The organism is Streptomyces sp. NPDC059853 (assembly GCF_042731495.1).
Classification (GTDB): domain Bacteria; phylum Actinomycetota; class Actinomycetes; order Streptomycetales; family Streptomycetaceae; genus Streptomyces.
In genome coordinates this window covers 1-6,383 of sequence record NZ_JBHWJL010000297.1, presented here as the reverse complement: position 1 = coordinate 6,383, position 6,383 = coordinate 1, and the positions used below count along the sequence as shown (strand labels likewise).

General features: G+C 71.6%; 6 protein-coding genes and 2 tRNA genes. 3 read left to right on the top strand and 5 right to left on the bottom strand.

The features are described from left to right. Both tig and ACFV5N_RS23150 read right to left on the bottom strand, forming a co-directional pair. The coding region (gene tig / locus ACFV5N_RS23155) for a trigger factor (RefSeq protein ID WP_385603070.1) at window positions 1-799 on the bottom strand (799 nt) is incomplete at its 3' end. 146 nt (window positions 800-945) lie between these two features. Continuing rightward, window positions 946-1,022, bottom strand: a tRNA-Pro gene (locus ACFV5N_RS23150). A 139-nt stretch (window positions 1,023-1,161) separates the two neighbouring features. Between ACFV5N_RS23150 and ACFV5N_RS23145 the strand changes: the two genes are divergently transcribed. Further along, window positions 1,162-1,232, top strand: a tRNA-Gly gene (locus ACFV5N_RS23145). A gap of 46 nt (window positions 1,233-1,278) precedes the next feature. Here ACFV5N_RS23145 and ACFV5N_RS23140 read toward each other — a convergent pair. Beyond that, window positions 1,279-1,494 carry a hypothetical protein gene (locus tag ACFV5N_RS23140; RefSeq protein ID WP_385603068.1) on the bottom strand — a complete coding sequence of 72 codons (216 nt, stop codon included), beginning with the start codon at window positions 1,492-1,494 and terminating at the stop codon, window positions 1,279-1,281. A 199-nt stretch (window positions 1,495-1,693) separates the two neighbouring features. Here ACFV5N_RS23140 and ACFV5N_RS23135 point away from each other — a divergent pair, with 199 nt between their 5' ends. Beyond that, window positions 1,694-2,842, top strand: a complete 1,149-nt coding sequence (locus tag ACFV5N_RS23135; RefSeq protein WP_385603065.1) for an acyltransferase family protein — start codon at window positions 1,694-1,696, stop codon at window positions 2,840-2,842. A 65-nt stretch (window positions 2,843-2,907) separates the two neighbouring features. Here ACFV5N_RS23135 and ACFV5N_RS23130 read toward each other — a convergent pair whose 3' ends face one another. Further along, a complete protein-coding gene (locus ACFV5N_RS23130) occupies window positions 2,908-3,633 on the bottom strand; it encodes a M23 family metallopeptidase (protein WP_385603063.1) in 726 nt (241 codons plus the stop codon). 194 nt (window positions 3,634-3,827) lie between these two features. Continuing rightward, window positions 3,828-4,982, bottom strand: a complete 1,155-nt coding sequence (locus ACFV5N_RS23125; RefSeq protein WP_385603060.1) for a PP2C family protein-serine/threonine phosphatase — start codon at window positions 4,980-4,982, stop codon at window positions 3,828-3,830. Between the two features lie 128 nt (window positions 4,983-5,110). On the opposite strand from ACFV5N_RS23125, the gene ACFV5N_RS23120 reads away from it, so the two are divergent. Further along, window positions 5,111-6,340 (top strand): GNAT family N-acetyltransferase, encoded by a 1,230-nt coding sequence (locus ACFV5N_RS23120; protein WP_385603059.1) that lies wholly within the window; start codon window positions 5,111-5,113, stop codon window positions 6,338-6,340. The last annotated feature ends 43 nt before the right edge of the window (window positions 6,341-6,383 follow it).

The window sequence follows — 6,383 nt, the reverse complement described above, 5'->3', positions numbered from 1 at the left end:
GGCTGTCCGCGCGAAGCTCCTCCAGGGTGTCTAACTCGCTCGCCAGCTGGGCTATATCTTCGTCCTGCTCCGGAAGATCGCGCGCGGAGTCGGTTATCACCTTGACGGTGACCTCGGCCTCGCGGCCGGCCGCCGAGCCGCCCTTGAGGGTGCTGGTGAAGGTGGCGGTGCCGTCGGCCTCCAGGCCGGTGACGGCCTCGTCGATGCCGTCCAGCAGCTGGCCGGAGCCGATGGTGTAGTCGACGCCCTCGGCGACGCCGTCCTCCAGCACCTCGCCGTCGACCTTGGCCTCCAGGTCGAGCTTGACGACGTCGCCCTCGGCGGCGGCGCGCTCGACCACGGAGGTGGAGGCGAAGCGCTCACGGAGCTGGTCGACGGCCTCGGCCACGTCCTCGTCGGTGACCTCGGCGGCCTCGACAGTGACCTCGATCCCCGTGTAGTCGGGGATGGTGATCTCGGGGCGGACGTCCACCTCGGCGGTGAAGGTCAGCAGTTCGTTGTCCTTCAGCTCGGTGATGTCCACCTCGGGCTGACCCAGCGGGTTCAGCTCGCCCTCGGAGACGGCCTCGCTGTAGAACTTGGGCAGCGCGTCGTTGACGGCCTCCTCCAGCACGGCGCCACGGCCGAAACGCTGGTCGATGATGCGGGCCGGGATCTTGCCCTTGCGGAATCCGGGCACCGTGACCTGCTGGTTGATCTTCCGGTACGCCGCGTCGAGGCTGGGCTTGAGCTCCTCGAAGGGCACCTCGACAGTGAGCCGAACCCGGGTGGGGTTCAGGGTCTCCACGGCGCTCTTCACGGTCGGTCTCCTTGGGGCTGACTTCTGGGAGGAATGCGGTGCTGCTGTGATGCTGTACGACCGAGCTTATGGGTGCCGGTCTGACCGCTGGTACCCGGTACCCGGTCCCCGGGCACGCCACAGGCGCACGATCTCTTCATAGTACGTGGTCGGGGTGGCCGGATTCGAACCGACGGCCTTCCGCTCCCAAAGCGGACGCGCTACCAAGCTGCGCCACACCCCGTGGTCGCTCATGACGCGACACGTAGCGTACAGGCCCGCTCGCCCCCCGGCTCCCCCGCCTCCGGGCGGCGCGGCGCTGGTACGATGCTGTCCGCACGGTGATCGTCGCGGTGGCGCAACCGCCCGGTGGTCCCCGGCAGGCGGGCGTAGCTCAATGGTAGAGCCCTGGTCTTCCAAACCAGCTACGCGGGTTCGATTCCCGTCGCCCGCTCCGTCACACCGGGCCCGGCTCCCTCGGGGGCCGGGCCTCGGCGTTGTCAGGGACCGCTCGAATTGATGGAATCGTCCACGGAGCTGACGGAGTTCGAGATCGACTCCAGGAAGTCCCGTATCGGGTCCGCCGCGCCGGTGGAGGCGAGTGAGAAGCCGAAGAGGATGGCCACGACGGCCGGCCCCCATTTGATGTTGCCGCTGCGGGCGAGAAAGAACAGCACGACACCCAGCAGCAGCGTCAGGGAGAACGAGATAACCACGACTGATCACATCACCTTCGGACGGTACGCCTGCGCTCCAGCGAGAGCTTGACCACGGCTGTCCTACCCCCGCTGGGCCCCTATCGTGCCATCAACCGGGTGACACATGGGGGTTGATGGGGTAGGCGACCCGGCAGTTGACTTGTTCACGCACCCCCCTGCCGGACAGTACCCACCGTGAGGCGCTATCGTGCCGTCAATGTTGCGCGTCCGTAATCCACGAGCCAGCCTGCCCACAGCACGGGCGCGGACGGCTGATCCCCCACCGGAGGCCACGGACGGCCGACCGAAGGGCAAGCCCCGCGATCCGTACTTCGACAACGCCAAGTACCTGGCGATCGTGCTGGTGGCCATGGGGCACGTCTGGGCCCCCCTCATGCCCGACTCCCGGGCGGCCACCGCGCTCTACATGTTCGTCTACGCCTTCCACATGCCGGCGTTCATCATGCTGGCCGGATACTTCTCCCGCAGCTTCACCGGTAAACCCGCCCAGATAGGGCGGCTGATCTCCGGCGTGCTGGTGCCCTACCTGATCTTCGTGGTCGGGTACACCCTCTTCGACCGCTGGGTGAACAGCACCGACAAGCCGCTGTTCGAGCCGTTCAGCCTGCTCGACCCGTACTACCTCACCTGGTTCCTGATCGCGCTGTTCTGCTGGCGGCTGTCCGCCCCGCTGTGGCGGGCGCTGCGCTGGCCGCTGCCGGTCTCCCTGGCCGTGGCCGCGATCGCGACGGTCTCGCCCGACCTCGGCAACGACTTCAACATCATGCGGGTGCTGCAGTTCCTGCCGTTCTTCGTGCTCGGGATGCTGCTGCGGCGCGAGCACTTCACCTGGCTGGTGCGGCGCGAGACCCGGATCGCGGCGGCGGTGATCGGCCCGGTCGCCCTGCTCTTCGCGTACTGGGTGGCGCCGCGGATGGACTACCACTGGTTCTACCGCAGCCACAGCGCCCAGGGTCTCGGCTTCACCTGGGACTACGGCGTGATCATGTCGCTGGCCCTGTTCGGCTGCGGCCTGGTCCTCACCGGCTGCTTCCTGGCGTTCGTGCCCGGCCGCCACATGTGGTTCACGGCGCTGGGCGCCGGCTCCATCTACGGCTATCTGCTGCACGGCTTCCTGATCAAGGGCTCCCGCTGGTGGGGCTGGTACGACCTGGACTGGGTGAACACCCCCGCCGGGTACGTGGCCATCACCCTGATCGGTGTCGCCGTCGTGACGCTGCTGTGCACCACCCCCTCGCAGAAGCTCTTCCGGTGGGTGGTCGAACCGCCGCTGGGCTGGGCCTTCAAGAAGGACGACCCGGCCGCCGCCCCCGCGCCGGCCGCGAAGGTGCCGGCCGCGAAGTAGCGCCGCCGCGTCCCGCCGCGCCCCGGGAGGGGTGGTCCCGTACGGGGCCACCCCTCCCGGCGTGTTCAGCCGGTGGTGACGCCGTGCGAGGCGAGATAGGCCAGCGGGTCCACGTCGCTGCCGTACGCCCGCGAGGTGCGCACCTCGAAGTGCAGATGCGGCCCGGTGCTGCGGCCGGTGTTCCCGGACAGCCCGGCCCGCACTCCGCCGTTGACCACCTGCCCGTCCTTGACGTGGATCTCCGACAGATGGGCGTAGAGCGTGTAGTACCCGTCGGTCATCTCGATCAGGACCGCCTTGCCGTAGTCGCCCCAGTCGCCCGCGAAGATCACGGTGCCGGGGCCGACCGCCTGGACGGGGGTGCCCACCGGGACGGCGAAGTCGGTGCCGGTGTGCCGGCCGGCCGCCCAGCCGCCGGGGATGCCCCAGTCCGCGCTGATGGGGAAGCCGGTGACCGGCATGGTCCACACCTCGGCGGACCCGGTGGCCGCCGAGGCGCGGGCGAAGACGGTGGCCACGTCCCCGATGACCGGCGGGTTGTCGCGCGGCGCCGCGCCGGACGGCGGTGCGGCGGCGCGCGGGACCCGGGCCGGGGGGCCGTACGCCGCGCCGAAGGCGGCCGGGCCGTGGGCGGCCTCGGGGGACGGCGCGGCCGGCTCGCTGCTCGCGGCGGCCGGGACCGTCCAGGGTCCCGCTATCACCAGGGCGCCGAGCAGGCTGCCGGCCAGGGCCCGGCGCAGCGTACGGGGATCGGAACGATCGGAACGCTGAGTGCGCGCACGGATACTCATGGTGTCGAGCCAAGATCACCGGCCGCCCGTCCGCATCCGCCCGTCCCGCGCCGCTGCGGCCGTTCGGCGTACGGCGTGCGGGCCGGGCGGGGCACGGTGCGGACCGTCGCGGGCGACCGGGGGCCGGGCACGGGCGGGCCGGCGGGCGGCGGCCGGACCCGGCGCCATGATCACACTCGTGGGTGACGGACCGATTACTCTCGGCAGATGAGGAGCAGGGCCCGGTCGTCGTTGACGTCCTTGGCCACGGCTTCGATGAGGTGCCAGGCCGCGCCCCGGAAGCCGGCCGGCACATAGCGGTCGGCCTCGCCGGTGAGCCGGTCGACGCCCTCGGAGAGATCGCGGGCCGGGCGTTCCACCAGGCCGTCGGTGAAGAGCATGAGGACGTCGCCGCGCCGCAGGGTGCCCTTGGCCGGGTGGAACTCGGCGCCCTCGTAGACGCCGAGCAGCGGGCCCTCGGCGGCGACCTCCGTCCAGCGGCCGGTTCCGGCGTTCAGCTGGAGGCCGGGGACGTGCCCGGCCGAGAGCAGTTCGTAGTCGCCGGTGTCGAGGTCGAGCACCAGATGGACGGAGGTGGCGAAGCCCTCGTCCCAGTCCTGCCGCAGCAGATAGCCGTTGGCGGCGGGGAGGAAGGAGTGCGGCGGAAGCGAGCCGAGGAGGCCGCCGAACGCGCCGGACAGCAGCAGGGAGCGCGAGGCCGCGTCCATCCCCTTGCCGGAGACATCGGTGATGACCGCCTCCAGGGTGCGCCCGCCGGGGCCGGTGCGGGCGGCGACGACGAAGTCGCCGGAGAAGGACTGGCCGCCGGCCGGGCGCAGCGCCATGTCGTGGTACCAGCCGGCCGGCAGCTTCGGCAGGGCGCTCTGGGCGCGGATGCGTTCGCGCAGGTCGAAGAGCATGGTGCCGCCGCGCCGCCAGGGGACGCCGACGCGGCTGCGGAACTGGGCGATCAGCAGCCCGGCCAGGGCCACCGCGGCGACCACCAGGATGGTGCCGGGGGTGACCGGGTCGATGTTGGCGCGGCTGTTGTCTATGAGGGCGGTCTCGGCGACCAGCGCGGTGGCGGCGACTCCGTAGAGGCCGAGCAGGCTGGCGGGTCGCAGCAGCAGCCCGCCCGCGACCAGCGGGAGGGCGAGTGCTTCGGGCGGGCACCATTCGGAGCTGATGAGGGTGCCCGCGGCGAGCAGGGGCACGGAGCACAGCAGCACGGTGAGCGCCGCGGAGTCCGAGCCGCCGCCCCGGAAGGAGTCGACGGCGGCGCGGCGGACGGAGGTGCGCAGGCGGTGGAGAGCCTTGTGCGCCCGGTGTCTCGGGTTCGCCGGGGGTGCGTTGTCGCTACCGCGTGCCATGTCCTAGGACCTTATCCACCCATTCGGGGGTGCGTCGAACCTCCCACGCTTCCGTACCTGCGTGCGGAGGGGCGGTGAGGCGGAAATCTCTTCGCCTCGTCGGAAAGGAGGTTGATAGGGATGGTGCTATGACGATGGAACTGCGTGTGCTGGAGGAAGCGGACTGGGAGAACTGGTTCTCCACCGTGATCTGGGCGTTCGGCGGTGCGTTCGCCTCGGACGAGGAACGCGCGCTGTGGCGTTCGCTCACCGAGACGGAGCGGTCGATCGCGGTGTGGGACGGCGACCGTGTCGTGGGAACGGCGGGCACCTTCTCGTTGGGCCTTTCGGTACCGGGCGGCGCGGTGGTGCCCGCCGGTGGGCTGACGATGGTGGGAGTGGCGCCCACGCACCGGCGGCGGGGCATCCTGCGGCGGATGATGCGGCAGCAACTGGACGATGTGCGGGCCGCCGGGGAGCCCCTGGCGGTGTTGACGGCCTCCGAGCCCTCGATCTACGGCCGCTTCGGCTACGGTACCGCGACCTGGGAGCTGTCGGCCGAGATCGAGACGCGCGATGTGCGGCTTTCGCCGCCGCCCGGCACCGATGATGTGGAGATCCGGGTCGCGGATCCGGCCGATGTGCTCGGCGCGTGCGAGGAGTTGTACGCCCGCCAGGTGCCGCGCCGGCCGGGGATGCTGGCGCGCCGCCCCGGCTGGGAGCGGGTGGGGTTGTGGGTGTCGCCGGACGTACGGGCGGGTGCCGCGCCGCAGTTGTGCGTGCTGGCGGAACGGGACGGTGAACTGCTGGGCTACGCCCGTTATCTGACCCGTCCGTCCTGGAAGCCGAGCGGTCCCGACGGCACCGTGGAGGTCCGGGACCTCCAGGCGACGGAGCCGGCCGGGTACGCGGCGCTGCTGCGGTACCTGCTGGGCATCGACCTGATGTCGACCGTCGCCCTGGCCAGACGGCCGGTGGACGAGCCGTTCGTTCATCTGCTGTCGGACGTGCGCCGGTGCAATCTGCGGGTGCGGGACGGGCTGTATCTGCGGCCGGTGGAGGTCGGGCCCGCGCTGGCGGCGCGGCGCTACGCCGCGGAGGTGGACGTGGTGCTGGAGGTCACCGACGCCTTCTGCCCGTGGAACGAGGGCCGGTGGCGGCTGTCGGGCGGGCCGGACGGCGCGGTGTGCGAGCGGACGGCGGACCCGGCCGAACTGGCGCTGTCGGTGAACGCGTTGGGGGCGGCGTATCTGGGCGGGGTGTCGCTGAGCGCGCTGGCGGGGGCCGGGCGGGTGCGGGAGGAGCGTCCGGGAGCGCTGGGGGCGGCGGCGACGGCGTTCGGTTCGCCGGTGGCGCCCTGGCTGTCGCACGGGTTCTGACCGTTCCGGCCGCCCACCCCGCCGGGCCCGCGCACCCCGGCGG

Excerpts from the sequence above, each read along its gene's own strand:
- ACFV5N_RS23120 (WP_385603059.1), top strand. The coding sequence starts at position 5,111 with ATGACGATGGAACTGCGTGTGCTGGAGGAAGCGGACTGGGAGAACTGG.
- ACFV5N_RS23135 (WP_385603065.1), top strand. The coding sequence starts at position 1,694 with ATGTTGCGCGTCCGTAATCCACGAGCCAGCCTGCCCACAGCACGGGCG.
- ACFV5N_RS23125 (WP_385603060.1), bottom strand. The coding sequence starts at position 4,982 with ATGGCACGCGGTAGCGACAACGCACCCCCGGCGAACCCGAGACACCGG.
- ACFV5N_RS23130 (WP_385603063.1), bottom strand. The coding sequence starts at position 3,633 with ATGAGTATCCGTGCGCGCACTCAGCGTTCCGATCGTTCCGATCCCCGT.